The following is a 22,588-nucleotide window of genomic DNA, read 5'->3' on the forward strand; positions in this document are numbered from 1 at the left end:
CGCCGGGTATAGTCCGGCCGATGCGGCTTACTGACCGGACCCTCAATCGGCTGCCGAAGCCCGTAGCAGAAATGCTGCGTAAGAACCGTGAGACGGTGAAGTTCATCATTGTCGGCGGCCTGTGCTACGTGGTCGCTCTGGTCTTCAACTACGCCCTGCGCCTGTCGGTGCTCGGCACCAAGCCGGTCATCGCCCTCACCGTGGCCAACATCATCGCCACGGTCGTCTCGTACTTCCTGAACCGCGAGTGGTCCTTTCGCACCCGCGGCGGCCGCCGCCGCCACCACGAGATGCTCCTGTACAGCGTCGTGAACGGCGTCGGCGTGGCCCTGAACTCCGCGCCGCTGTGGGTCGCCCGCTACGTCTTCGGCATTCACTACCCCAACGTCAGCCGCCTCGTCGAGGAGATCTCCGACTTCACCTTCGGCATGGTCATCGGCGTGGCCATCGCGATGGTCTTCCGCCTGTGGGCCTACCGGGTGTGGGTCTTCCCGCACGACGACGTACGGCCGGCGCCGAAGCGGCACGAGGTGCCCGCCCAGTCCGCGGCGGTCGCTACCCCGGCCACGGACTCCTAGGGCGCCTGAACCTTTCACGACTCCCACTGCTCGGTCGTGTGGCCAATCCGGCGCTCCGCGCCGGATTTTTCGCCTGACGGGCGTCATTTCCGACATGCCCGAATGATTGGGGCCCGCACCCTCTCTTGGGTCCGCGCTTCTCCCCAGGTCTGCGCCGATTTCTCTGGGTCTGCGGCCTCTCCGGGGCCGCGCTGCCTTTCCCGGGTCCGTGCCCTCTCCGGGTCCGCGCTGCCTTTCCCGGGCCCGTGCCCTCTCCGGGGCCGCGCGGGTCTCCGGGTCCGTGCCCTCTCCGGGGCCGCGCTGCCTTTCCCGGGTCCGTGCCCTCTCCGGGGCCGCGCGGGTCTCCGGGTCCGTGCCCTCTCCGGGGCCGCGGGTCTCGGGGTCCGTGCGGGTCTCCGGGGCCGCGCGGTCTCCGGGTCCGCGGTGGGTCGATCCGGCGCTCCGCACCGGATTTTTCGCCTGGCAGGCGGAATTTCGGGCATGTCCGAATCGGCGAGCGCTCGGGTCGGCGGCGGGGCCGACGGTCAGAAGACGATGCGGCTCGAGTCCTGCTCGCCCGGGGAGCCGAGGATCTCGTGGACGCCCGCGATGCGCAGCTGGCGCTGGACGAACGGGCTGGCCCGCGACACGACGACGCGTACGCCCTCGGTCCCGGCCTCGCGCTGGGCCGCCACCAGGGCCCCCACCGCGGCCGAGTCCAGGAAGGTCACCAGGCCCAGGTCAACCCGCAGCGTGCCCGGCCGGCGCTCGGTCGCCGCGGACACGATTTCCTGACGCAGTGTGGTCGCGTTGCTGTGGTCGATCTCGCCGCGCACGGTGAGCACAGTCGATCCGTCCATCGTGACGTTGGTCGTCACCGACATCGCCATGGCGCACCCACCCTCGTCACGCGAACAGCATAAATGCGCCGGGAGCGCAGCGCAGCGGGCGGGCGGGCCATGTTCACCGGTGCGTGCACGAAACCCGCGCCCGGGCGGGTCGCGGCGTATGCATTGCCGGCACGCAGCGTGCTTGTCGCTCGGCGGCGCGGTCGCGGCGCGGGGACGCACCGTCCTCGTCCGTCACAGGCCATGGCACGAGCCCTACCCTTTGGCGTCACCCGCGAAACCTCACCAGCCGCGCACAGCACAAAAAATCATGAAAAATCGGATAAATCTGGCGCGCCAGCGCCGGATTTATCCGGGCAAAAGCCGCACCGAGCTACGCAGAAGCCACGCCAAAGCCGCACCAAGCCACGCAGAAGCTACGCAGAAGCCGGGCCAAAGCCGCACCAAGCCATGCAGAAGCCGGGCCAAAGCCGCACCAAGCCATGCAGAAGCCGGGCCAAAGCCGCACCAAGCCACGCAGAAGCCGCGCCAAAACCGCGCAGGAGCCGCGCCGGCAAGCGCCGTCAGTAGGCGCGCGGAGGTGGATCGCCCGGGATGTGGTCGGGGCAGTGCAGCCGCAACTCCCGGTAGCCGAACGGGGCGTCGACGAACCAGCAGTGGTGCGGGGCCGGGGTGCCCGGGTGCCGGTACCCGTCGAAGAAGCGGCACGACAGGCACATACGGGTGACCGGGATCGTGCCCTGCTGCTGCATCAGCCCGATCTTGGCGGTGACCATGCGCAGGAGCCGGGCCTGCTGGTTGTCCGACAGCGTGCCGACCTCGGACAGGAGCTGGTCGGCCCAGTTGGCGGGGGCCGGGGTGGTGGCCAGTCCCTTGTCGGTGGCGGCGACGCGCATGTCGCGGGCGGCGTACGAAGGGGCGGGGCGCATCTCGACCAGGCCCTCGGCGATCAGCGGGGAGAGCAGGGCCATCGTGGCGGCGACCGTGGCGCCGAGGTCGCCGGCCAGATCCGAGAGGCGGTACTCGCGGTCGCGGCGGCCCAGCAGGAGCATGACCTGGCGGTGGGCCGGTGGGAGGCCGTGGTCGGGCTCCGGGCCGTCGGCGGGGGCCATCACGGCCACCCGCACCAGGCCGGCCACCAGCTTCTGGGTCTGCGCTTCCAGGGTCATGGGGCGACCTCCCGACAGGGCGAGGAGTGTGCGTAACAGCACACTAGTCCGGCTCATCGATCAACGGGGGACAAGACGCGGCCGAAAACGACAACCGTCGTACGCGAAAAATCGTAAATGTCCGAAAAGTCCAATGCAATGGCGTAGGCTCTGCGGACCGAGAGCCAGGACCAAGAGCCGGGATCGAGAGCCAGAACCGAGAGCCAGGCGTGACGGGGGAACGATGGGTGCGACACGGTTGATGGCCACGGCGGTGGCGCTGCTGGCGGCGGTCGGGGCGGCCGGGACCGCGCAGGCGGCGACGACCGGGCCGGCCGTCGCGCGGGAAGCCGCGGGCGACGCGGGCGCCCTCTACGGCGGCGGGGCGGCCCAGGCCGGGGCGCGGCCGGGTACCAGCCTGGTGCTCACCGTGGCCAAGGGGGAGTCGACCCGGCCGGTGCAGCGCCGCGCGGTGCTCACCTGCCAGCCCGCCGGCGGCAGCCACCGGCAGGCCCGCGACGCGTGCGCGCAGCTGGCCAAGGTCGGCGGCCGGTTCGAGCGGCTGCAGCTGGACGGCGGGGCGTGCACGATGCAGTACGACCCGGTGACCGTCACCGCGAACGGCTCGTGGAAGGGGCGCAAGGTCGCGTACCGCCACACGTTCGGCAACGCCTGCACGCTGGCGACGACGACCGGCGCCGTGTTCAGCCTCTGAACAGCGCGCTAGCCCTTGAAGACGCCCAGCGTCTTGAAGTCGTGGTTGGGGAAGATGGCGGCCGAGTCGGCCACGTTGAAGCGCTTCTTGAGCATCTCGGCGAGGATGTCGCGGTAGTCGTTGGCGCCCGCGACGTCGCCCTGGTCGAGGGCCGACGGGGCCAGGCCCGGCCAGTTGCCGTGCACCTTGCCGCCGTTGAGGCCGCCGCCGAAGAGCAGCATGGCGTTGCCGTGGCCGTGGTCGACGCCGGCGTTGCCGTTCTCCTGCACGCGGCGGCCGAACTCGCTCATCGTGATGATGGTCGTGTTCTCCAGCAGGGGGCCGATGTCGGTACAGAAGGCGCCGATCGCCTCGGACAGGTTGGTCAGCGAGTTCTTCATGTCGCCGCCGTCGACCCGGCCCAGGTTGGTGTGCATGTCCCAGCCGCCGACGTCGAGCGCGGCGACGCGCAGGCCCACGCCGGCCTTGAGCAGCTGGGCGATGTCGCGCAGGCGGTCGGCCAGGCCCCCGCCGGGGTACTGCACCCCCTCCGCCGGCTTGTACTGCGTCGTGGCCAGCTTCTGCGCCGTGCTGATGGCCTGCAGCGTGGAGCCGGCCGTGGTCGCCAGGGGATGGTCCAGCCCGGTGTACAGCGTCTTGAGGGCGTCCATCGTCTGGGTGCGCATGTTGTCGTTGTCGATGCGGAAGTCCCGCATCCCGTTGAGCACGATGGCCTGCTCGCCGCCGACGAGCGAGCGGGGCAGCGCCGAGCCCTGCGCGATGGCCCGGAAGGTGGTGCCCGGGCCGAGCTTGGACAGCACCCGGTCGAGCCAGCCGGTGCGCACCGCGACGGAGGCGGCCCCCCGCTCGAGCGCGTCCTGGGCCTGGAAGTGGCTGCGGCTGGCGTCCGGGGAGGCGACGGCGACGGCGGCCGCCATCTTGCCGGACTGCCACAGCGGGTACAGCGCCGTCATCGCCGGGTTGAGGCCGAACCCGCGGCCGGCGGGCATCATCGCGGCCATCGGCACGGCGATGCTGGGGCGCATCTGCTTGTAGTTGGGGTCGTCGCCGGGGGCGACGACCGACAGGCCGTCCATGCCGCCGCGCAGGAAGATCACGATGAGCGTGTTCTGGCCGTCCCCCGGGGCGGCGAAGGAGACGCGGCTGGTCACCAGCTGGGTGCCGAGCGCGGCGACGCCGACGAACCCGGCGCCCTGCACCAGCCGGCGGCGGGTGAAGCCCTTGCTCCACTTGTCGCGCTCGGCGGCCAGCTCGTCGCCGACCTTGTCGGCCTGCACGCGAAGGGCCGCCTCACACAGGTTGGGCCCGTGCCGGCGCAGCTCCTCAACGTTGCCGGGCCGCCGCTCACCGTCAGGAAGCGAGGGATTGGCGGGCCGCCGCTCACCGTCAGGAAGCGAGGGATTGCCGGGCCGCCGCTCACCGTGAGGAAGCGAGGGACTGGCGGGCCGCCGCTCACCGTCAGGAAGGGAAGAGTCGGTCATGTGCCTCACCGCAGCGCGTGGTAGACGGAGTCGAGGATCAGCGGGGCCACCAGGGGCAGCTTGCCGCCGAGGTTGTTGTCGGTGACGCGGGTGTCGGCCTTGGCGCCCAGGAACTTGATGAGCGCGTCCTTCTCGTTCGGCTGCATCGGCTGGAAGATCAGGCGGTTGGCGAGCACGTCGAGGTAGGTGCCCAGCGTCGCCGCGGGCTGCGTGACGAGGCTGTCGGCCTTGGGGTTGGTCAGGCCCTTCCACTGCCCGCCCACGAACGCCCGGTGCGCGTTCCAGGTCTCCAGCATGCCGGCCGCGGAGCTCCACGCCGTGGCCACGTCGGGGTACCCGTCCGGCGGCCCCCAGCCCAGCGGCGGCTGGCCCAGCTTGTTGGTGAAGTTGTAGAGGTCCTCGAGCGCCTTGGCGGTGTCCGCCCCGGGCTGGGTGCCGACCACCCGCGCCGTGGCCACGAAGTTCTCCAGCGGCCGGCGGGTCTTGAGCCCGGTGGCGATCCAGAACTCCAGCGAGCGGAACAGCACCTTGAGCACCGGCGCGATCGCCGAGCCGCTCTCCTGGTACGTCTTGGCCAGCCGGTCCACCAGCCCCTGCGGCGGGGTGTCGCACACGAACCGCACGCAGAGCTTCCGCGCGATGTAGCGCGCGGTGGAGGGGTGGGTGGCCAGGTACAGCAGGTAGGCGTCGCCGACGGCGAGGCCGTCCTTGGCGGACTTGTTGGCGTGCTGGAAGCCCAGCACCTTCACCGCACCCGTCCAGTGCTTGTTCTGGTCGTACTTGAACGTGCCCTCGCGCGTCGCGGTGCGCCCGGTCATGAGGTACGCCGAGTTGCGCACGTCCTTCTCGTTGTACCCGCCGTCGATGCCGACGGTGTGCAGCTCGAGCAGCTCGCGGCCGTAGTTCTCGTTGACGTTGCGCTTGTCCGACGACGTGTTGTCGAGGTACCGCATCATCGCCGGGTCCCGCGCGGAGGCGATGAGCATGTCGGAGAACTTGCCCAGCGCGTGCTGCCGGATGACGCCCACGTCGTAGGGGCCGCGCACGTCCCACCCGCCGTCGAACGGGCTCGTCACGTTGAGGTGGTTGTTCCAGAAGTCGACCATCACCTCGAGCAGCTGGCGGCTGCTCCACATCTGGCGGGCCAGGACGGCGCGGGTCAGCTCGTACTGCGGCTTGTTGTCCCCGTCCTTGACCGACGAGCGGATGTCCGCGGTCGACATCGTGGCGGTCGGCACGGCCTTGAGCGCCGCGTCGGCGACCGGGTCGTCGACCTTGGCCGGGTCGAGCTGCTGGTCGATCCAGGCGTCGATGCCGACCTGCTTGACCAGCGCGACGTCGCCGGGCGTGGGCCCGAACGTGGCCCGGCGCAGCAGGTGCAGCACCGGGTCGCGGTTGAGCGGCGTCGGGAAGCGCGGGGTCGCCTTCATGGCGGCGACGGCGGCCGCCGACGGCGTGTCGGCCACACCGGAGGCGCCGAGGTCGTTGAGGTCGCCCTGGCCGCTGGTGTAGCTGGAGTCGCGGTTGGAGAAGGAGCCCGCGTCGCGGGGCGAGACGTTGCCGCCGCCGCTGCCGGTCTTGACGAACTCGTCGGGGTCGTCCGCGACCGGGCCGAACGCGGCCGCGGCGCCGGAGCCGAGCGCGCCGAGAGCGACCGCGCCGCCGCCGAGGGCCAGCAGCGCCTGGCGTCGGTTGCGCATCAGCTCGTGCAGGGCGGGCCGGCCGGTGCGCAGCCACGCGGGCGCGGGGCCGGCCGCCCGGCGCTTGGCGGGCGCAGCCTCGCCCGGGTCGTCCGGATCCGGCTGCGGCGACTGCAGGACACGCGGCATCGGGAACTCGCCGGTGTAGTCCGAGAAGAACGCGCCCTTCACCTTCTTGGGCGCGTCGCCCGGGTCATCCGAGAAGAGCCGTTCTGGCACGCTAGGGAATCTAGTGAGCGGGTCACCCGCCCTCAAGCCGGGTGGCGCGAGGACCGTTCAACTTTGTCTTTCTTCTTGCTTAAGTGCCGGGAATTCTTCGCGAATCCGGGAAAACCAGGCGATCACGCAAAGTCATCTCTTCCGCACGCAATGTCCGAGGTGTACGCATGAGTGACCGGACGAGGGCAGGGGGTTAGCGGTGATCGATCCTGCGCCCGACCGGCCCGTCGCCGTCAAGATCGGCCTCGCCCTGCTCGTGCCGCTGCTCGGCCTGCTCGGGCTGGCCGGCGTGGGCGCACACGCGTACGCCGGCGAGGGCCGGACCGTGCGCGACCTGCGGGTCGCGATCGCGGCCGGGATCGCCGCCGACCGGGCCGCCGGGGAGCTGTCCGAGGAGCGCCGGGCCGCGGCCGAGCTGCTGCTGACCGGCACCGACGCCGACCGGGCCGCGCTGGACGAGCAGGCCGCCGCGACCGACACCGCGGTGCTGGCCCTGCGCGCCGCGGCCGGGCCCGCCGGCCTGCTCGCCCCCGAGCTCTCCGCCGGCCTGGACGACCTGCGGCCGTTGCGTGCCCGGGCCGCCGCCGGCATGCAGGAGGAGGCGGCGGGGGAGTACCTCATGCAGTACACCCAGATCGTGAGCGACCTCGTCCGGCTGCGCCAGGCCGTCGCCGGCCGTCCCGGACCCGAGTCCGTGCTGACCGCCGTCCGCGCGTCGGGCTGGCTGGCCGTGGCCCGCGAGGAGCTGGCCCAGATCCAGCTGCTCGACCTGCGCGGCGCCGACACCCCGGCCCGGCGGGAGGACCTCGCCGCCCATCGCGCCGCCCACCTCGACGCGATGCGCCGCTTCGCCGACGCCACCACGCCCGCGCTGCGCGAGCGCCTGGCCCAGGTGCCCTCCGGCGTCGGCGGCGACGCCCAGCCCGCGCTCGACGCCCTGGCCGACCTCGCCGCGGACGCCGGCGCCGACGAGCTGGCCCGCGCCGACGCGGCCCGCGTGCGGATGGATGGCATCCTGCTCGGCGGGCTCGGCATCGTGCTCGCGCTGGCCATCGTCTCGGTGGTGCTGGCCGCCCTGGTCGCCCGCGCGCCGCGGGCCCGCCGCCGCCGGGCCGCCCCGCCCGGCGTGGACGAGGGCCCGGTCATCACGGTCACGGCGGCCCCGCCGGTGGGCGAGCCCGCCCTCATCAGCGTCGCCCGGCGCAGCGAGCGCCTCGCCGAGACGCTCGTGCAGCACCTCGACGCGGCCGAGCGCGACGAGGCCGACCCGGAGCGGCTGGCCCAGCTCTTCGCCTTCGACCACCTCGCCACGCTCATCCGCCACGACAACCAGAGCCTGCTCGTGCTGGCCGGCGCCGGCGGCACCCCCGGCCGCCGCGAGCCGGTGAGCCTGGTCGACCTGCTGCGCGCCGCGCAGTCGAGGATCGAGGAATACCCCCGCATCGAGTACTCCATCATCGCCCCCGACCTGCTCGTCGTCCCCGAGGCCGTGGACGACGTGATCCACCTGGTGGCCGAGCTCTTCGACAACGCCACCCGCAACGGCCCGCCCGACCGCCCGGTGCTCGTCGAGGGCCGCCCCGAGGCGCAGGGCGCCGTGATCGAGATCGCCGACCGCGGCCCGGGCCTCTCCCCGTCGCGCCTGGCCGAGCTCAACGCCTCCCTGCACGCCGGCGGCGGCCGCATCGGCGCTCGCCGCACCGGCCTCGCGGTGGTGGCCCGCCTGGCCGCCCGTCACGGCCTCGGCGTCACGCTGCAGCCCCCGCCCACCGGCAGCGGCGTGCGCGTCCTGGTGCGGCTGCCCCCCGCCCTGGTACTGCGCCTGCCCCCGCCACCGCCCGGCGCGCCGGTCCGCCGCCCGGTGCCGCAACTGCTGGAACGCAGCCAGGCCCTCCCCGGCGCGGAGCCGGTGGACGTGCCGCACCCGCGTTCGACCCTCGCCCCGGTGGTGGTGGCTCCCGTGCCCACCCCGGACGGTCCTACGGTGGACATCGAGCCCGAGGCCGTACGAGATCTCCTGGACAGCTACCAGCAAGCGCCCGCCGACCAGGTGGCCGCGGTGACCAACTTGGAAGGACGGCCTTCGGCATGACACCCACCACGGGGCTGGACTGGCTGCTGAGCGGCTTCACGCAACGCGTCAGCGGCGTGCGGCACACGGTCGCCGTCTCGGGCGACGGCCTGCTCATCGCCGCGTCGAACGAGCTGGCCCCGGAGCGCGCCGACCAGCTCGCCGCGATGGTGGCCGGGGTGGTGTCACTGGCCCAGGGCCTGTCGGCCTGCACCGAGGCCGGCCCCGTGCGCCGCACCATCGTCGAGATGGGCCGCAGCCTGCTGTTCGTGATGGCCCTGGGCGAGGGCGACACCCTGGCCAGCCTGGCGACGATGGTCCAGCCCGGCTGCGACGTGGGCCAGGTCGCCTTCGAGATGTCCGGCCTGGTGGAGCAGGTCGGCGCGGCACTCACCCCGACCACCCGCTGACCACGCCCGACAACCCGCCGCGGTGGTCGGGCTAGCCGCAGTACGCGGCCGGTGGCCGGCGGGATGGCCCAGGCGCCGGCCGGGCCGGGAACATCGACGGCATGCGAAGTGTCGAGCGGGTCCCGGTCGCGGTGCGAGCCGCACGCACGATGTGGTTCGTCGCGATCGGCGCGGGGGTCTTCGAAACGGTGCTGGTCGTGGCCAGCGGACGGGCGGGTGGTGACGCCGTCGCCGGCGTGACGGTCCGGGTCGCCGTCTTCGCCGCCGCCGCGTTCGTCGTGCTGCGGATGTCCGCCGGCCGGCGGTGGGCCCGGCTGGCCCTCGCCGTGGGACTGGGCGTCCTCGGCCTCCTGTCGCTGGTCGTGGATCCGGTGCTCTGGCTGGCGCACGGCAACTCCCTCACCGCGCTGATCCGCGAGTCCGGCCCCGTCGACCTGCTGTTCGGCGCCAGCCGCGCCGTCCACGTGGCGGCCGTGCTCAGTGCCTGTCTGCTGATGTTCCTGCCGTCGGCCAACCGGTACTTCCGCACCCGCCGACCAGATCCGCTGCCGCTCGCCGACGACGCCACCTGAGCGCGCGCCGCCGGGCGGCAAAAAACGCAGCTCAACCCTCCCGGGGTTGCCTCCGGGTGCCATGGGTGCGCCATCCGAAAATGCAGACACCCAGGCATGTACGTCAATATCTTCCGATGCTAGCTTCCGTCAGTGCCTCGTGGGTCCGGTCCGCGGATCGGCCCTCGTGGCGTTCCAGCAGCACGGGGGAGGCTGGCTACTTTGACGATCCAGGCGGCGTGGCGGGCGTTAGCCTGCGCCGCTCGCATCGACCTGTCCTCCGCTGCGGTGCCGTGTCCCATCGTGCCCGGAGGAACGCATGCCCAACCGTGACCCGCGCCTGCGTCTTGCCGGCCTGGCTGCCGTCGCCCTGATGGCTGTCCCGACCGCGGCGTTGCCGGTCTCGCCGGCGTTCGCCGGCGACGCCACCCCGACCGTCGGGCGCAACAGCGACCCGCAGTCGATCGACAACCTCGACCCGGCCACGCTCATGGTGATGCGGCAGCAGGAGAAGCTGCATCCGGCGCTGCAGGAACTCTGGGACGCCTACTACGCCGAGCCGGCCGGCAGCGGGTTCGCCGGCGTCGCGTTCGAGGGCGAGGGGCTCACCCTGTACTGGAAGGGCGGCTTGACGATGCGCATGCAGGCGTCGGTCGCCCGGGCGCGCAAGACCGGTGCCGTGGCGGTCAAGGCCGCGGCGTACTCCAGCGCCGAGCTGCAGGCCGAAGGTCAGAAGATCAAGGACGTCATCGGGAAGCGGTCCTCGGACATCCAGTCCATCGGCTACGAGCCCGACGGCTCGGGCCTGCACCTGAAGACGATCCCGTCGCAGCAGGCGGCGCGACTCGAAGGGAGCATGCGGGCCCGGGAGGGCAGGGCGCCGCTGGCCGCGGCCAAGCAGGTGCTCGCCGACGCCCACGTCGGCGTGCCGGTGACGATCGAAACGGCCGCGGAGCCGATCCGGCTGCTGAGCAGCCGCACCGACGACAGGTATCCGTGGAACGGCGGGGACCGGTTCGAGAGCTGGCGCGGTTCCTCCCACCGGATGAACTGCACGACCGGGTTCGGCGTCCACTCGGGTGGGCACAGCTGGGTGCTGACGGCCGGACACTGCGCGAGCACGGGCGACTGGGTGAACCAGGGCACGTCCGGCACGTCGGCGTACTACTCGATGGGCCCCGTCAACAGCGACGACTGGCGCTCCGACCTGCTGCTCATCGACGCGCCGGGCTGGCATGTCATCTTCGACGGCGGGCCGGTGAGCAGCTACACGAAGCCGGTGCACAGCTGGGGCTACTGGGCCGCGAACGAACAGGTCTGCCAGTCGGGCATGAAGAGCGGCGTCGTGTGCGGCCTCAAGGAACTCCGGTCTGCCGACAACATGGTTGACTGCGACCACCCGGACTCCGACGGCGATTGCAACTATCTTCACTACGGTCTCATCCTGTGTACTCAGGTCGACGGCAAGCTCTCCGGCCAGGAGGGCGACAGCGGCGGCCCGGTGTTCTCCCTGGACGGCGACGGGGTCCGGGCCAAGGGCATCACCTCCGCCGGCGGCGGCAGCGACTTCGAGTTCCAGGACTGGGCCGATGCGATCCGGGTGTTCGGCGTCTATCCGAATGTGTCCGGCAGCACCGCCTGATCCGCGGGTCACGAGGGCCGCGGCATGAACTGATCGGCGAGGCGAAGGGGTGTGCGGCGATGCGAGGCGTTGCGGTGCTCGTCGCCGGTGGGGCGCTTGCCGCGCTGGCGGCCTGCGGGAACCCGGCCGGGGAAGCGGCACCCGCGGCGAGCGGTCCCGTGGTCGCCGGGGAGTGCCCCGCCGTCTGGGACGGCACGGCGGTCAGTGCGACGCGCACCGGGGACCTGGTGCCCGCCGGTGCGCGCAGCGCCCTGCTGTGCAGCTACGCCGATCCGGACTACCGGCTGCGGGCCAGCCGGAGCACGGCCGGCGGGGTGGCCGAGCTGACCGGGTACCTCAACGGGCTGCCGACCTCGCGGCGGGCGGACTCGCTCTGCGATCTGGGCGCCGGGACCGAGCACGTCATCGTGTTCGAGTACGCGGTGCGGGCGCCGGCCGTCGTCGCCGGCCGTAACTGTGCCTGGGACCAGGAGGGGGCGGTGCGGTACCAGGCGGACATTCGCAGGATCACGGCGTACTGGTCGGTCACGTTCCCGGACTGAGCGCCGGCCGCTAGCCCGCCGTCGGGGCGGGGGCGGAGGGTGCCGCCGGGGCGGCGTCCGGGGCGTGGGTGCGAAACGACGGCGCCAGCGCCACGATCCCGGCCACCAGCACCGCCGGCACGACGAAGGCCCACCGCAGCGACCAGCTCTCCGCCACGGCCCCGATCAGCCCCGCGCCCACTACGAACCCGATGTAGTTGAAGAGGTTCACGCGGGCGATGGCCACGCCGGTGCCGGCCGGGTCGAGGCGCCCTGCGGCGGAGAAGGACTGCGGCACGACGAACGACAGGCCCAGCCCGACGATCGCGAAGCCCACGATGCTGAGCAGGGCCGTCCCGGAGGCCGCCACCAGGATGAGGCCCAGGCCGCCGACCACGCCGCCGACGGAGACGACCGCGGTCGGGCTGAAGCGGCTCACCAGGCGGTCGCCGGCGGTGCGGCCCAGCAGCATCGTCGTCTGGTAGGCGGCCAGGCCCAGCGCGGCCACGCTGGTGCCGGTGTGCAGGGCCTTCTCCATGAAGACCGAGCTCCAGTTGGACACCGCCGAGTCGGCGATGAACATCAGCATCATCGCGACGCCGACCAGGACGATCGGGCGCCACGGGATCGACGCGGCGAAGGCGTCCGGGTTGGCCTCGGCGATGGCTTCCTCGGTGCGGCGCAGCTGGCCGGGGCCCGCGGCCAGGGACAGCAGGATGCCCAGGGCGGCCACGGTGCCGAGGGAGGCGGCGATCGACCAGCCCAGGTGGGCGGTGCCCGAGGTGGCCAGGGCGCCCAGGATGGCGCCGGCGCTCCACACGGCGTGGAAGGAGTTGAGCACCGGGCGGCCGTAGCGGCGCTCCACGCCGACGCCCTGCATGTTCATGGTGGCGTCGACCAGGCCCAGCATCAGGCCGACGAGGGCCAGCGTGCAGTACAGCTGCCAGCGCGCGTCCGCCAGGCCGGTCAGCGCGATCGCGACCGCGACCCCGGGGCCTGCGCTGCGCAGCACCGCCGAACTGCCGAGGCGGGCGCTGAGCAGGCCCGCCACCACGCTGCCGACGCCGGCGACGACCGGGACGGCCAGCAGGACCAGTGACAGCTGCGTATCGTCGAAGCCGAACTTCTGCTGCAGCGCGGCGACCTGGGTCAGCAGGCCGGCGAACGAGAAGCCCTGGGCGAAGTAGGCACCGGCGACGGCGATCCGTGCCCGGCGGTCGCGCTGGTCCACTGGCCGGCTCCCTAATCCGAAATTATTTCGGAAGCATTGTCGACCGGGCGGTTGAACGCAAGAGTGGCGGCGTAACCCAGCGCCGCGAGCAGGGCGACGAGCAGCACCGGGCCGGCGGCCAGCAGCGGCAGCACGAGCAGGCGGCCGGCCCAGCCCGCCGCGGCCCCGCCGGGCGCGCCCGCCAGGCTCGCCAGCGCGCGGCGCAGGCCCTCGCCGTAGAGGGTGGCGGGGACCAGCGCCACGAGCGTCAGCCACCACGACATGCCGAGACCGGCGGTGAGCAGCACCTGCGCGCCGGCCGCCATCCGCTCGGGCATCGCGGCGACGATCGGCCCGGCCAGGTGGCGCACCCGGCCGGGCCCGGCGAGCGCGCCCGCCAGCCGGAGCACGAGCAGCGCGACCGGCACCACCGCGATCCCGCCGTAGCACGTGACCGCGGCCGCGTGCAGGTTGAGGTCACGGCCCCGGAGGAACCCCCGGAAGGCCCTGAGGAAGCGGACGATCACTCAGGCGAGGTACCCACCGGGGCGTCGAGCAGAACCGTGAGCAGGTCCCGGAGCAGGTCGATGCCGTGCTGGCTGAGCACCGACTCGGGGTGGAACTGCAGCCCGGCGAAGGTCCGCCCGCGCAGCGCGTGCACGTCGCCGTTGGCCGGGTCGCGGGCCAGCTCGACCGGGCCGAAGGCGGAGTCCAGCGACGGGCCGGGGTGGGTGGCCGTGAACGTGGAGTAGAACCCGACCTTCTCGGTCCGGCCGAACAGGTCGATGTCGCGCTGCATGCCCTGGTACGGCGAGGCCTTGCGCCGCAGCGGCAGCCCCAGCAGGCCGGCCAGCAGCTGGTGGCTCAGGCAGATCGCGAGCATCGGCCGGCCGGACTCGAGCTGGTCGCGGACCAGCCCGCGCATGCTGACCATCTTCGGGTCGTCCGTCCGCCGCGGGTCGCCCGGGCCGGGCCCGGGGATGACGATGTCGAACCCGGTCGTGTCGATGTCCCGGGTGTACGGCACCAGCTCCGTCGAGAGCCCGAGCACCCGCAGCTGATGCACGAGCATGCCGGTGAACGTGTCCTCGGCGTCCACGACCAGGGCCCGCCGGCCGGCCAGCGCCGGATCGGCCGGGCGCCCGTCCCGGGGCTGCAGCCAGAACGGCGCGAGGGTGGCGTTGCGGGCCACCAGCGCGGCCTGTACTTCGGGGTCGGCGGCCAGCGCCCCGCCCGCGGCGTCCACGGTGGACTGCCGGCCGTTCAGCCCGAGGGCACGCAGTACCGCCGCGGCCTTGGTGTGTGTCTCCAGCACCTCGCCGCCGGGCGTGGAATGGCGGACCAGCGTCGCACCGACCGGCACCCGGAGCCGTCCGTTGTGGTCGATGTCCGCGGTGCGGATGAGGATCGGCGCGTCCAGCGTCGGCCGGCCCTGCGCGTCCCGGCCGAGCAGCGCCAGCACCGCGCCGTAGTAGCCGCGGCCGCGCCGCTCGTGCCGGGCCACCACCCGGCAGGCGTTCTCGATCGGGCTGCCGACCACGGTCGGGGCGAACATCGTCTCGCGCAGCACGTCGCGCACGTCCCGGGAGCCGCGCCCGGCCAGCAGGTACTCGGTGTGGACCAGGTGGGTCATCTCCTTGAGGTACGGCCCGATCACCTGCCCGCCGAGGTCGGCCACGGTGGCCATCATCTTGAGCTCCTCGTCGAGCACCATGGACAGCTCGTCGATCTCCTTGCGGTCGGCGAGGAAGTCCAGCACCGCCTGCTTCTGCGGCGCGCCGCGCAGGGTGCCGCTGATCGGGTTCATCATGACCAGCCCGTCGTCGACGCTGACGTGGCGCTCCGGGGTGGCCCCGACGAGGGTGCGCTCGCCGGTGTGCACGACGAAGGTCCAGTAGGCGCCCCGCTCCCGGGCCAGCAGCCGGCGGAAGACGGTGAGCGCGGCCGCGACCGGGTCGCCGGAGAGGTCGGCCTCGAAGACGCGGTGGATGACGAAGTTCGAGCCCTCGCCGCGGCCGATCTCCTCGCGCAGCACGGTGTCCACGATGGACGCGTACTCGTCGTCGGCCACGTCGAAGCCCGCGTTGTCCAGGGTGAACGACTCGTCGGGCAGGCCGGCCAGCGCGTCGGCGACGGGCACCTCGCGGCGCGACTCGATGCGCAGCACCGACAGCGGCGTGCCGTCGTCGACGCAGTCGAAGCCGCGCTCGTGGACCTGGCGGAACGGCACGAGCGCGAGGCACTCGTCGGGGATGTCGGCGAGCGCGTCCACCGTGGACACCGGGCCGGTGAGCACCTCGACGGCGTCCCGCCCTTCACGGCGCAACAGCGCGAACGGGGCCTTCGGGTCGATCAGCATTGGGGTTTCCCTTCGGGATCGGTTGCCGCGTCTCGAAGCGGCCCCCGACTCCCCGGGAAAGCAGAACGGCCGCCTCGATGGGCGGCCGCGGTTGGTGTCGCGCGGAAGTGGGCCGCCTCGTCAGGCGGGCCACCACTGGTTACTGGGTCGCGCGGTCACGAGGGAGAGCGTACGGGCTCTCCCTCGTGCGCGCCAGCGTTACTTGCCCACCGACCCCATCTCGGCGTACCGGTCGCCGGCGACGTCCCGGCCGATGGAGAGCTTCTCGATGGCGGCCAGGTCGTCGGCGGTCAGCTCGACGTCCAGCGCGCCGAGGTTCTGCTCCAGGTACGTGCGCCGCTTGGTGCCGGGGATCGGCACGACGTCCTCGCCCTGCGCGAGCACCCAGGCCAGCGCCAGCTGGGCCGGGGTGCACCCCTTGGCCTCGGCCAGCTGCTTGACCTCGGTCACCAGGTCGAGGTTGCGCTGGAAGTTCTCGCCCTGGAAGCGCGGGTTGCTCGCCCGGAAGTCGCCCGGCTCGAACTGGTCCGGGCTGGTGATCTCGCCGCTGAGGAAGCCGCGGCCGAGCGGGCTGTAGGCGACCAGGCCGATGCCGAGCTCGCGGAACAGCGGCAGGATCTCGGCCTCCGGGTCGCGGCTCCACAGGGAGTACTCGTACTGCCCCGCGGTCACCGGGTGCACCGCGTGGGCGCGCCGCACGCTCTGCGGGCCGGCCTCGGAGATGCCCAGGTGGCGGACCTTGCCGGCGGCGACCGCCTCGGCGAGCGCGCCCCAGGTCTCCTCGATCGGCACGGTCGGGTCGACGCGGTGCTGGTAGTACAGGTCGATGTGGTCGACGCCGAGCCGCTGCAGGGACGCGTCGACGGCCCGCCGGACGTACTCCGGGCTGCCGTTGATCCGCCGCGTGCCGCCATCGCGCTGGATGCCGAACTTGGTGGCCAGCACGACCTGGTCGCGGCGCCCGGCGATGGCCCGGCCGACCAGCTGCTCGTTGGTGAACGGGCCGTACATGTCGGCGGTGTCGAGCAGGGTCACTCCGAGATCGAGCGCGCGGTGGATGGTGGCGATGGACTCGGCGTCGTCGCCGGCGCCGTAGAACTCGCTCATCCCCATGCAGCCGAGGCCGAGTGCGGAGGTGCTCAGTGCGCCAAGGTTTCTCGTTCGCATGTCACAACGGTCCTCCTTAGAGCGCGCTCGAAGTCAAATACACTGAGACGAGTGGAGACGGGTTACACCATCGCCGAGGTCTCGGACATCACCGGCCTCACGGCCCACACGCTGCGCTACTACGAGCGCGCCGGGCTGCTGAGCCCGCCCGGGCGGGGCAGCAACGGGCACCGCCGCTACGTCGAGTCCGACCTCGGCATGCTGCGGATCCTCACGCGGCTGAAGGCGACCGGCATGACGATCCAGGAGATGCGGCGCTACGCCGAGTTGTGCCGCAGCGGCGCGGCGACCTTCGAGGCCCGCCGGGTCCTGCTGGAGGAGCACCGCCAGTAGGTGCTCGACCGCATCGCGACGCTGCAGAGCGACCTGGAGCTGATCGAGAGCAAGATCAAGTTCTACGCCGAGGGGGACACCCGCGACCTGGCCAGCCCGTAGAGGCAGACCAGTGCGGCGAGCACCATGGGGGTCCCGTCGCGGATGAGGCCGTCGAGGCCGAGGAGCAGGTAGCACAGCGTCGGCTGGACCAGCAGGACGAATGCCGAGAGCATCGCCAGCAGCAGGCGGGCCCATCCGTGGCCCCACAGCGTGATGAAGCTGATGATGCCGGCGACCAGCCCGATCGCCAGCGCGAGCACGAACCAGGACACGACCAGCGGCACCGAGATCTCCGGCCGCAGGCGCGGGGTCTCGAACAGCGAGCCGAGCGCGACCAGGCACGGGACGAACATCAGCGCGGAGTACGACAGCGCCGCCACTCTCGCCGTCAGCACCCACGGCGGCACCACCCGCCGCGGCCGGCGCCGGGTCAGGTGCTCCTCGACGCCGGGGGAGCGGAACAGCTGCCACACCACCGCCGCGCACAGCGCCGCCACCACGACCAGCCCGGCGATGACCGGCCCGCGGGGCAGCAGCGCGCCCTCCTTCGGCTGCACCAGCCGGGCCGAGGCGAAGACCGTCGTCACCGACAGGATCAGCCCGAGCGGGCGGGCGGTGAGCCGGCCGTAGCGCACCTCGCGCATGAGGAACAGCAAGCCCGCCGCCCGCAGCGCGGCCCACACCGTGCGCACCCCCAGCCCCAGCCCGGCCTCGGCCGAGTAGCGCAGGTTGATCACGTCCACCACGACCGTCGCGAGCGCGGTGAGCAGCAGCAGGCGGCGCAGGCGCCGGCTGGCCGCGGTGGGCGGAGGCGGTCGTTCGAACCATCCTCCGCCGTTCATGGAACGGCACGCTAGCACCCGATACGCGGCATATCGTGAGGGCATGCTCGAGCACCTGCGCGTCCTGGTCGTCGACGACGAGCCGGACCTGTGCGAGATCGTGCGCAGGGTGCTCAGCCGGGCCGGCGCCGAGGTGCTGACCGCGTCCGGCCTCGCCGGCGCCGAGCGCCTGTGCGCCGAGTACCCCGGGGGCGTCGACCTGGTCCTCACCGACCTCAAGTTGCAGGACGGCTCCGGCGTCCAGGTCGCCGAGGCGGCCCGCGCCAGCAGCCCCGACGCCATGATCATGTTCATGTCCGGCCTGCCGTACTTCGACGCCGCCGTCATCGAGCTCGGCCCCGAAGCCTCCGTCATCGCCAAGCCCTTCCGCGCCACCGAACTGGTCGCGCTGATCGAGGCCGCGCTCGTCCGGGCGGGAAGGGTCGCGCCCGAACGTTAAGCGACAACGTTATGGGGGCATATGGACCGTACTTCCGACCCCCCCGGCGAGGTGGCGTGATGACTTCCGACGCGGACGATCCGACCACGGGCGGCCCCGACCGCCCGACCGAGCTGACCAAGCGCTCCTGGCTGGACGTGCTGAAGCGGACGGTCAAGGAGTTCAACAACGACAACCTCAGCGACTGGGCCGCCGCCCTGACGTACTACGGCGTGCTCTCGATCTTCCCGGGGATCCTCGTCCTGCTGTCGGTGTCCGGGATGCTGCTCACGGGCACGACCCAGGATGCGGTACTGAAGAACGCCCAGCAGCTGTTCCCGGGCTCCATCGCGGGCCCGGTCACCAGCGCCGTCGACGAGCTGAAGAAGGGCTCCCACGCGGCCGGCGTCCTGGCCCTCGTCGGCCTGCTGGGCGCGGTGTGGACGGCCTCGGGCTACGTGGGCGCCTTCATGCGCGCCGCCAACGCGATCTACGACGTGCCGGAGGGCCGCCCGATCTGGAAGGTCCTGCCGATCCGCCTCGGCATCACGATCGCGGTCGGCATCCTGATCGCCCTGGCCGCCATGAGCATCGTCTTCACCGGCCGCTTCGCCCAGCAGGCCGGCGGCTGGGTCGGCCTGTCGAAGCAGGCGGTCGGGATCTTCGACATCGTCAAGTGGCCGGTGCTGCTGCTCGTGGTGATGCTGATCCTGGCCATCCTGTACTGGGCCTCCCCGAACGCCCGCCAGCACGGCTTCCGCTGGGTCACTCCCGGCGGCGCCCTCGCCGTGTTCATCTGGCTGGTCGCCTCGGGCGCCTTCGCGGTGTACGTCTCGAACTTCTCCTCCTACAACAAGACCTACGGCACGCTGGGCGGCATCATCGCCTTCCTGGTCTGGCTGTGGATCTCGAACATGGCGATCCTGCTGGGCGCGGAGTTCGACGCGGAGCTGGAGCGGGGCCGCGCCATCGAGGCGGGCATGCCGCCGTCCGAGGAGCCCTACGTCCCGCTGCGCGACGAGAGCCATGTGAAGCCCGACCACGACATCGGCCTCTCCTAGTGGCCGAGCGCCGCCATCAGCGGCAGCGGGTTGATGTAGTCGCGGTAGGAGGCCACCAGGCCGTCGCGCACCCGCAGGACCGCGATCACCGTCTGCCGGAACGGGCCGCCGGTCGTCGCGAGGTGCCCGTACACCTCGTACTCCACGATGATCACCTCCGGGTCGGCGGTCTCATGGACGACCACGTCCCGGTACTCGTCGAACCGGATCGTCGCCCGCGCCGCGCCGGTCATGAACGCCCGGATCGCCTCCCGCCCCTCCAGTCGGCCCGGCACGCCCGGCGGGCGGAAGGGCCACTCGATGTACCCGTCCGGCGCCATCAGGGCCACGAACCCCTCCACGTCCTGGGTCCGCCCGACGTCCAGCACCCGCTCGACCACCTCGCGCGCCCCAGCGCTCATGGGGGTCCACCCGCCCTTCGTTCAACGACTGTTGATTGAACGAGCGTAGAACGAGCCGGGGGCGGCGGTCAACGGTCGTAGGATGAGCGCCGTGACGTCCCGGGCCGAGCAGCGCCGCCGCACCGAGGAGCGGATCCTTGCCGCCGCCCGGGCGATGTTCGCCGAGGTCGGGTACGAGCGCACCACCATCCGCTCGGTCGCCGCCGAGGCCGGGGTCGACGGCGGGCTCGTCATGCACTACTTCGGGTCGAAGCAGGAGCTGTTCGCGCGGGCCGTGCGGGTCGCCGCCGAGGAGCCGCTCGAAGGGTCACCGGCCGACGTCGCCGAGGCCCTGCTCGCCTCGCTCGAGCGGCGGCTGGCCGACGAGCCGGTGGGGTCCCTGGTGGTACTGCGCTCGATGCTCACCCACGACGAGGCCGCCGAGGGCTTCCGCGCCGCCGCCCTGCCACGGCTGGAGCAGATCGCGGCGGCGCTGCAGGGCCCGGACGCCCACCTGCGGGCCGGCCTGATCACCGCGATCGTCCACGGCGTGATCGTGGAGCGGTACCTCCTGCACCTCGCCGGCCTGGAGGAGGCCGACCCGCAGCGGGTCGTCGACCTCCTGCGGCCGTGCATCCGCCAGCTCGCCGGCGACTGAGCGATCGGGAGCGGCCGCCGCCGCGACCGGGCGTCGGTGCTCCGCTGCCGTGACCGGGCGTCGGTGCTCCGCTGTCGTGACCGGGCGTCGGTGCTCCGCTGTCGTGACCGGGCGTCGGTGCTCCGCTGTCGTGACCGGGCGTCGGTGCTCCGCTGCCGTGACCGGGTGCGCGGTCAGGAGGTGTGCGCCGCCGCGCTGACGTGCTCCGCCGCCGCCGCGACCGAGCCGCGCGTCGTGGCGGCCAGCCGCGTCTGCTCGGCCAGCGAGGCCGCCACCTCCCGCTGCGCCGTCGCCACCGCCCCGAGCCGGTCCGCCACCCCGCCGACCGCGCCCGCCGCCGCGGCCGCCCCCGCGGTCACGTGCCCGACCGTGGTCTCGATCCGGCCCGTGGCCGCCGCGGTCTGCGCCGCCAGCTCCTTCACCTCGCTCGCGACGACGCCGAAGCCCTTGCCCGCCTCCCCGGCCCGGGCCGCCTCGATGGTGGCGTTCAGCGCCAGCAGCTTCGTCTGGTCCGCGACCGCCTGGATCAGCCCGGCGACCGTGGCGATGTCGGCCACCGCCGACTCCAGCTCGCGGATGACGGCCGTCGCGTGGTTGGAGTCCGACAGGGCCGCCTCGACGTCGCCGACCGCGCCGTGCACGGTGGTGTTCATCCCCGCCAGGGCCGACTCGAACGACTCCATCGCGGCGCCGGCCTCGGCTCCCAGCCGTACACCTGCGGCGGCCACGTCGACGAGCACCGTCTCCAGCCGCCGGCCGAGCTCCTCGCTCCGCGCGACCTGCTCGGCGGCGTTGGTCGCGGCCTGCTCCTCGCGCCGGCCGGCCTCCTCGGCGGCGGCGCGCAGCTGCTCCTGGTTCTGCTGGGCCAGCCGTGCCTTCTCGGCGTCGGCCTCCGCCTCGGCGTGTGCGGCGAACCTCCAGTACGCCAGCTGCGTCAGGCACATCGCGAGCACGAATCCGGCGTGCAGCAGCACGAACAGGATCGGGTAGGCGCGCGCCTGCGGGCTGGAGAACAGCATCTCGGGCATGGTGACGGCGACCAGCAGGTGGTGCGCCGCCACCAGCAGCACGCCCAGCGCGAGCGGGATCCAGTCCTGGTACAGGCTCACCAGCGCGACCACGACGAAGAAGTGGAAATGCAGGTCGGTGAGCCCGTTCCCGGCGTGCACGAGCGCCGCGGCGGCCAGCAGCAGCCCCGTCGACACCGCGGTCGACCCGCCCCGGCGCGTCCGCGCGGTCCCGGCCGCGAGCGCGCAGAGCAGCACCCCGGCGTTGAACGACCAGACCAGCCACGCCGCCGAGTGCGCGTGCCTGCCGACCACGTCGTGCCCGTTGACGAGGCTGAGCACCACGAGCAGCGGGAGATGCAGCCACAGTACGGCGGTCAGCGCCCGGTGCCGCGAGCGGTACGCCGCGTCGCTGAGCGTGACCTTGGGCATCAGCCAGGACAGCAACGCCGGCATCTTCGAGCTCCCTACGTGCACGGTTATCCGCCCATCCCATCGGCAGCGAACCGGTCGTCTGTAGCGTCGGTTACCATCCGCACATGCCGCCGGAGCGCTCCCAGACCAAGGCGGACCAGGTCCACGAGCGCCTGCGCGCGGCCATCCTCTCCGGCTCCCTGCCGCCGGGCGCCCGCCTCAACGTCGACGCGCTCTCCCGCGACCTCGGCATCGGCAAGGTCCCGCTGCGCGAGGCGGTCCAGCGCCTGGCCGCCCACGGCCTGGTCACCCAGCCCGGCCCGCACTCCGGCGCCCAGGTCGCCACCCTGTCCCTGACCGAGCTGCGCGGCCTCCTCGTCACCCACGCGGCCCTGGAGGCCCTGTCCGCCCGCCTGGCCGCCGCTACCGTCGCCGACGCCGAGCTCGCCGCGCTGCAGGAGCTCCACGAGCAGATGCGCGCCGGGTCCGGTCCCGCGGACTGCCTGCCCGGGCTGAGCGACCGCTTCCACGCCGCGATCGCCGCCGCCACCGGCAACGCCCCGCTGTGCGAGCTGCTGGAGCGCACCCGCCTGCGCCTGCGCCACTACCGCGTGGCCGTCCGCCGTACCCCGCCGTGGCCCACCGTCATCGCCGAGCACGCGTCCCTGCTCGACGCCCTGCGTCGCCGCGACGCCCCGGCCGCCGAGCGTGCCGCCCGCGACCACGCCGAGTGGCACCTCCCCGCCGACCTCGACCCGGCCCTCGCCGACCTGGGCCGGTAGGCGCCGGGCCCGCCGCGCCCGTCAGTGCGCGGGCAGGCCTGGGCCGGTAGGC

23 protein-coding genes are annotated in these 22,588 nt (G+C 72.8%); 12 read left to right on the forward strand and 11 right to left on the reverse strand.

What is annotated here, in order from left to right; translation table 11 throughout:
- The first annotated feature begins 95 nt into the window (after positions 1–95).
- Positions 96–578 (forward strand): GtrA family protein, encoded by a 483-nt coding sequence (locus ABD352_RS23385; protein ID WP_344614578.1) that lies wholly within the window; start codon positions 96–98, stop codon positions 576–578.
- Between the two features lie 524 nt (positions 579–1,102).
- Here the strand turns inward: ABD352_RS23385 and ABD352_RS23390 are convergent.
- Complete coding sequence (locus ABD352_RS23390) at positions 1,103–1,447, reverse strand: STAS domain-containing protein (protein WP_344614579.1); 345 nt, start codon at positions 1,445–1,447, stop codon at positions 1,103–1,105.
- A 521-nt stretch (positions 1,448–1,968) separates the two neighbouring features.
- A complete protein-coding gene (locus ABD352_RS23395; RefSeq protein ID WP_344614580.1) occupies positions 1,969–2,574 on the reverse strand; it encodes a hypothetical protein in 606 nt (201 codons plus the stop codon).
- A 223-nt stretch (positions 2,575–2,797) separates the two neighbouring features.
- Here ABD352_RS23395 and ABD352_RS23400 point away from each other — a divergent pair, with 223 nt between their 5' ends.
- Positions 2,798–3,268 (forward strand): SSI family serine proteinase inhibitor, encoded by a 471-nt coding sequence (locus ABD352_RS23400; protein ID WP_344614581.1) that lies wholly within the window; start codon positions 2,798–2,800, stop codon positions 3,266–3,268.
- Positions 3,269–3,276: 8 nt separating this feature from the next.
- Here the strand turns inward: ABD352_RS23400 and ABD352_RS23405 are convergent, their stop codons facing one another.
- Both ABD352_RS23405 and ABD352_RS23410 read right to left on the reverse strand, forming a co-directional pair.
- Complete coding sequence (locus ABD352_RS23405; protein ID WP_344614582.1) at positions 3,277–4,545, reverse strand: DUF1501 domain-containing protein; 1,269 nt, start codon at positions 4,543–4,545, stop codon at positions 3,277–3,279.
- Between the two features lie 209 nt (positions 4,546–4,754).
- Positions 4,755–6,668, reverse strand: a complete 1,914-nt coding sequence (locus tag ABD352_RS23410) for a DUF1800 domain-containing protein (protein ID WP_344614583.1) — start codon at positions 6,666–6,668, stop codon at positions 4,755–4,757.
- 199 nt (positions 6,669–6,867) lie between these two features.
- Here ABD352_RS23410 and ABD352_RS23415 point away from each other — a divergent pair, with 199 nt between their 5' ends.
- The 5 genes from ABD352_RS23415 (at position 6,868) to ABD352_RS23435 (ending at position 11,884) form a co-directional block, all read left to right on the forward strand.
- Positions 6,868–8,760, forward strand: a complete 1,893-nt coding sequence (locus ABD352_RS23415) for a sensor histidine kinase (RefSeq protein ID WP_344614584.1) — start codon at positions 6,868–6,870, stop codon at positions 8,758–8,760.
- Positions 8,757–9,149, forward strand: a complete 393-nt coding sequence (locus ABD352_RS23420; RefSeq protein WP_344614585.1) for a roadblock/LC7 domain-containing protein — start codon at positions 8,757–8,759, stop codon at positions 9,147–9,149. The genes ABD352_RS23415 and ABD352_RS23420 overlap by 4 nt, the downstream gene beginning before the upstream one ends.
- Positions 9,150–9,250: 101 nt before the next feature.
- Positions 9,251–9,721, forward strand: coding sequence for a hypothetical protein (locus ABD352_RS23425; protein ID WP_344614586.1), 471 nt, complete (start codon positions 9,251–9,253; stop codon positions 9,719–9,721).
- A 298-nt stretch (positions 9,722–10,019) separates the two neighbouring features.
- Complete coding sequence (locus ABD352_RS23430) at positions 10,020–11,342, forward strand: trypsin-like peptidase domain-containing protein (RefSeq protein ID WP_344614587.1); 1,323 nt, start codon at positions 10,020–10,022, stop codon at positions 11,340–11,342.
- A 59-nt stretch (positions 11,343–11,401) separates the two neighbouring features.
- Entirely contained in the window at positions 11,402–11,884 is a 483-nt protein-coding gene (locus ABD352_RS23435; protein WP_344614588.1) for a hypothetical protein, read from the forward strand.
- A 10-nt stretch (positions 11,885–11,894) separates the two neighbouring features.
- Here the strand turns inward: ABD352_RS23435 and ABD352_RS23440 are convergent, their stop codons facing one another.
- The 4 genes from ABD352_RS23440 to ABD352_RS23455 form a co-directional block, all read right to left on the reverse strand.
- Positions 11,895–13,094, reverse strand: a complete 1,200-nt coding sequence (locus ABD352_RS23440; RefSeq protein WP_344614589.1) for an MFS transporter — start codon at positions 13,092–13,094, stop codon at positions 11,895–11,897.
- A gap of 11 nt (positions 13,095–13,105) precedes the next feature.
- Complete coding sequence (locus ABD352_RS23445) at positions 13,106–13,600, reverse strand: YhjD/YihY/BrkB family envelope integrity protein (protein ID WP_344614590.1); 495 nt, start codon at positions 13,598–13,600, stop codon at positions 13,106–13,108.
- Positions 13,597–15,432 (reverse strand): anthranilate synthase family protein, encoded by a 1,836-nt coding sequence (locus ABD352_RS23450; RefSeq protein WP_344614591.1) that lies wholly within the window; start codon positions 15,430–15,432, stop codon positions 13,597–13,599. Before ABD352_RS23450 ends, ABD352_RS23445 begins: the two co-directional genes overlap by 4 nt.
- Before the next feature lie 198 nt (positions 15,433–15,630).
- Entirely contained in the window at positions 15,631–16,599 is a 969-nt protein-coding gene (locus ABD352_RS23455) for an aldo/keto reductase (protein WP_344614592.1), read from the reverse strand.
- Between the two features lie 51 nt (positions 16,600–16,650).
- Here ABD352_RS23455 and ABD352_RS23460 point away from each other — a divergent pair, with 51 nt between their 5' ends.
- Positions 16,651–16,932 (forward strand): MerR family transcriptional regulator, encoded by a 282-nt coding sequence (locus tag ABD352_RS23460; RefSeq protein WP_344614593.1) that lies wholly within the window; start codon positions 16,651–16,653, stop codon positions 16,930–16,932.
- Positions 16,933–16,994: 62 nt separating this feature from the next.
- Here ABD352_RS23460 and ABD352_RS23465 read toward each other — a convergent pair whose 3' ends face one another.
- A complete protein-coding gene (locus ABD352_RS23465; protein WP_344614594.1) occupies positions 16,995–17,816 on the reverse strand; it encodes a hypothetical protein in 822 nt (273 codons plus the stop codon).
- Positions 17,817–17,859: 43 nt separating this feature from the next.
- On the opposite strand from ABD352_RS23465, the gene ABD352_RS23470 reads away from it, so the two are divergent.
- Both ABD352_RS23470 and ABD352_RS23475 read left to right on the forward strand, forming a co-directional pair.
- Positions 17,860–18,255, forward strand: coding sequence for a response regulator (locus tag ABD352_RS23470; RefSeq protein ID WP_344614595.1), 396 nt, complete (start codon positions 17,860–17,862; stop codon positions 18,253–18,255).
- Positions 18,256–18,314: 59 nt separating this feature from the next.
- The gene (locus tag ABD352_RS23475; RefSeq protein ID WP_344614596.1) at positions 18,315–19,295 is read left to right on the forward strand and encodes a YihY/virulence factor BrkB family protein; all 981 of its coding nucleotides are present in this window, start codon (positions 18,315–18,317) and stop codon (positions 19,293–19,295) included.
- On the opposite strand, the gene ABD352_RS23480 is transcribed toward ABD352_RS23475, so the two are convergent.
- Positions 19,292–19,696, reverse strand: coding sequence for a nuclear transport factor 2 family protein (locus ABD352_RS23480; protein WP_344614597.1), 405 nt, complete (start codon positions 19,694–19,696; stop codon positions 19,292–19,294). The genes ABD352_RS23475 and ABD352_RS23480 overlap by 4 nt on opposite strands.
- A gap of 82 nt (positions 19,697–19,778) precedes the next feature.
- Here ABD352_RS23480 and ABD352_RS23485 point away from each other — a divergent pair, with 82 nt between their 5' ends.
- The gene (locus ABD352_RS23485; protein ID WP_344614598.1) at positions 19,779–20,333 is read left to right on the forward strand and encodes a TetR/AcrR family transcriptional regulator; all 555 of its coding nucleotides are present in this window, start codon (positions 19,779–19,781) and stop codon (positions 20,331–20,333) included.
- Between the two features lie 173 nt (positions 20,334–20,506).
- Here ABD352_RS23485 and ABD352_RS23490 read toward each other — a convergent pair whose 3' ends face one another.
- Positions 20,507–21,796, reverse strand: coding sequence for a methyl-accepting chemotaxis protein (locus tag ABD352_RS23490; RefSeq protein WP_344614599.1), 1,290 nt, complete (start codon positions 21,794–21,796; stop codon positions 20,507–20,509).
- Between the two features lie 83 nt (positions 21,797–21,879).
- Between ABD352_RS23490 and ABD352_RS23495 the strand changes: the two genes are divergently transcribed.
- Positions 21,880–22,536 carry a GntR family transcriptional regulator gene (locus tag ABD352_RS23495; protein WP_344614600.1) on the forward strand — a complete coding sequence of 219 codons (657 nt, stop codon included), beginning with the start codon at positions 21,880–21,882 and terminating at the stop codon, positions 22,534–22,536.
- Positions 22,537–22,588: the final 52 nt, after the last annotated feature.

The sequence above is a fragment of the Dactylosporangium salmoneum genome, from assembly GCF_039532525.1.
Classification (GTDB): Bacteria; Actinomycetota; Actinomycetes; order Mycobacteriales; family Micromonosporaceae; genus Dactylosporangium; species Dactylosporangium salmoneum.